Raw genomic sequence first — 3048 nt, forward strand, 5'->3', positions numbered from 1 at the left:
ATGAAAAACATATTCATCGACACCAATATTTTAGTAGATGTTTTTGCAAATAGAATTCCATTCATTGAAAACTCTTTGAAAATTTACAATTTTGGAATACAAAAAAAAATAGCTCTATATACATCTTCAAATACAATTTCTACAATTCATTACATTTTAAAAAAATCAATTTCTGAAGAAAAAACTAGAATGGCTATTGAACATATATTAACACATATATCAATTATTCCAGTAGACATTAACATTTTGAAAAAAAGTTTAAAATCCAATCATAAAGATTTTGAAGATGCAATACAAATTGTTTCTGCTCAATCAATTAATGATATGAATTGCATTGTTACAAGAGATTTGAAAGATTATAAATATGCCGAAATAAATGTACTAACACCCGATGATTTTTTAAGCACACTAGAATAAGATTTAAAAAATAGAAAAATCAAAAAAAATAACACAACTACAACACAATGAATTATTTCTCATCCGATTTTAAATTAGGAATTCTCGGTGGCGGACAATTAGGCAAAATGCTTTTGACCGAAACTAGAAAATTCGACATTCAAACATTGGTTTTAGAACCAAGCGAAGAAGCTCCGGCAAGATACAGTTGCAATGCTTTTTATAAAGGAAGTTTGATGGATTATGACACCGTTTACCAATTTGGAAAAATGGTTAATCTTTTAACCATCGAAATCGAAAACGTAAACCTTGATGCTTTAGACGTTTTGGAATCGGAAGGATTACCAATATTTCCATCACCAAAAACGTTGCGATTGATTCAGAATAAAGGACGTCAAAAAGACTTTTATGTTGAAAACAATATTCCAACTTCACCACATCAACGATTTGTGGATTTAAATGACTTGAGAAAATCGCTAGAAAAAGACGAATTAGAATTTCCTTTTGTATGGAAATGTGCTCAATTTGGTTACGACGGAAATGGTGTAAAAATAGTTCGTTCTACAATAGATTTAGTCAATTTACCTGAAGTGGAATGTATTGCTGAACAAATGGTTCCTTTCAAAAATGAGTTGGCTGTAATTGTGGCTCGATCAGTTTCTGGTGAAGTCAAAACCTATCCTGTTGTTGAAATGGAATTCCATCCTGAAGCCAATCAAGTAGAATATGTAATTTGTCCTGCTCGAATTGACGAGAAAGTGGCTCAAAAAGCAACAGAAATTGCCTTAAAAGTGTCAAAAGCGTTCCATCACGTTGGACTATTAGCTGTAGAAATGTTTCAAACCGAAGACGATGAAATTTTAGTAAACGAAGTTGCTCCAAGACCACACAATTCGGGACATTATTCCATAGAAGCGAGTTACACTTCGCAATTTGAAAATCATTTGAGAGCTATTTTAGATTTACCTTTAGGAAATACAGCTAGCAAAGTTGCCGGAATTATGGTAAATTTGGTCGGTGAAGAAGGTTTTTCGGGACAAGTAGTTTACGAAAACATTGAAAAAATCATGGCGATTGATGGCGTAACACCTCACATTTATGGCAAAAGAGAAACAAGACCATTTAGAAAAATGGGGCACGTTACAATTGTAAATGAGAATATGGTTGAAGCAAGAAAAATTGCTGAGGAAGTTAAGAATAGTATTAGAGTGATTAGTTTCCAGTAATCAGTCGCAGTTTTCAGTTGTAGTCAATAGAAACAACTATAAACTATAAACTATAAACTATAAACAATAAACAATAAACAACAAACAACAAACATGAGCAAAGTAGCCATAATAATGGGAAGCATTTCGGATATGCCAGTAATGCAAGAAGCCATTGACATATTAAAAGGATTTGACATCGAAACTGAGGTTGATATCGTTTCAGCACACAGAACACCTGAAAAATTATTTGATTTTAGTAAATACGCACATAATCGCGGTATTTCAGTGATTATTGCTGGCGCTGGTGGCGCGGCTCATTTACCTGGAATGGTTGCTTCAATGTCACCTCTTCCTGTAATTGGCGTTCCTGTAAAATCTAGTAATTCTATTGATGGTTGGGATTCGGTTTTATCAATCTTGCAAATGCCTGGTGGCGTTCCTGTGGCAACTGTTGCACTAAACGGAGCCAAAAATGCCGGAATTCTTGCCGCGCAAATCATCGGAAGTCATGATAAATGTGTGCTTGACAAAATAATTTTCTATAAAGAAAGCCTGAAAGAAGCTGTGAATAAAGCAGCATCTGAATTGAAAAAATAAAACTATACTAATTATAAAACCCTGTCAGAGTTTTGAACTCTGACAGGGTTAATCGTAATATAAAGATGAAAACACTTACCTCAACATTCAACACCAAACATAACACCGCACCTTTTTCGCAAATAAAACTAGAAGATTACAAACCTGCTTTTATCGAAAATATCGCAAAAGCGAAAGCTGAAATTGATGCCATAATTACAAATTCTGAAGCTCCAACATTTGAAAATACTATTGTTGCTTTAGATTTTTCTGGCGAACAATTGGATAGATTGTCATCGATTTTCTTCAATTTGAATTCGGCAGAAACTTGTGACGAAATGCAAAAAATCGCTCAAGAAGTTTCTCCGTTGTTGACTGAATTTAGTAATGATATTGCCTTAAACGAAGATTTGTTCAAAAGAGTTAAAGCTGTTTATGATCAAAAAGATTCTTTGAATTTAACTACTGAACAAGCGACTTTATTAGATAAAAAATTCAAAGGATTTTCTAGAAATGGCGCTTTATTGAACGAAGAAGACAAATTAAAATTACGTGAAATTGACACCGAATTAGCCAAAATCAAATTGACGTATGGCGAAAATGTTTTGGCTGAAACCAATAATTATCAATTACATATTACCAACGAAGCGGATTTAAAAGGTTTGCCTGATGGCGCCAAAGAAATGGCAGCAAGTTTGGCAAAATCAAAAGAATTGGAAGGTTGGGTTTTTACATTAGACTTTCCAAGTTATTTGCCTTTTGTGACTTATGTTGAAAACCGTGAATTACGCAAAGAAATTGCGATAGCAGGTGGAAAAAAATCATTTCAAGATAATGAATTTGATAACAAAGAAAACGTAAAACGCAT

General features: G+C 33.3%; 3 protein-coding genes and 1 pseudogene. All 4 read left to right on the forward strand.

What is annotated here, in order from left to right; all coding sequences use genetic code 11:
* Positions 1–417, forward strand: a 417-nt coding sequence (locus tag DIU01_RS04300; protein WP_290832013.1) for a PIN domain-containing protein, incomplete at its 5' end; no start/stop codon positions are given.
* Positions 418–464: 47 nt separating this feature from the next.
* The gene (locus DIU01_RS04305; protein ID WP_290832014.1) at positions 465–1622 is read left to right on the forward strand and encodes a 5-(carboxyamino)imidazole ribonucleotide synthase; all 1158 of its coding nucleotides are present in this window, start codon (positions 465–467) and stop codon (positions 1620–1622) included.
* 93 nt (positions 1623–1715) lie between these two features.
* The gene (purE, locus tag DIU01_RS04310) at positions 1716–2201 is read left to right on the forward strand and encodes a 5-(carboxyamino)imidazole ribonucleotide mutase (protein ID WP_290832015.1); all 486 of its coding nucleotides are present in this window, start codon (positions 1716–1718) and stop codon (positions 2199–2201) included.
* A gap of 65 nt (positions 2202–2266) precedes the next feature.
* Positions 2267–3048 (forward strand): annotated as a pseudogene (locus DIU01_RS04315) (M3 family peptidase); the annotation flags it as partial.

It is taken from the genome of Flavobacterium sp., from assembly GCF_003525665.1.
Classification (GTDB): domain Bacteria; phylum Bacteroidota; class Bacteroidia; order Flavobacteriales; family Flavobacteriaceae; genus Flavobacterium.

Excerpts from the sequence above, each read along its gene's own strand:
- DIU01_RS04305 (WP_290832014.1), top strand. The coding sequence starts at position 465 with ATGAATTATTTCTCATCCGATTTTAAATTAGGAATTCTCGGTGGCGGA.
- purE (WP_290832015.1), top strand. The coding sequence starts at position 1,716 with ATGAGCAAAGTAGCCATAATAATGGGAAGCATTTCGGATATGCCAGTA.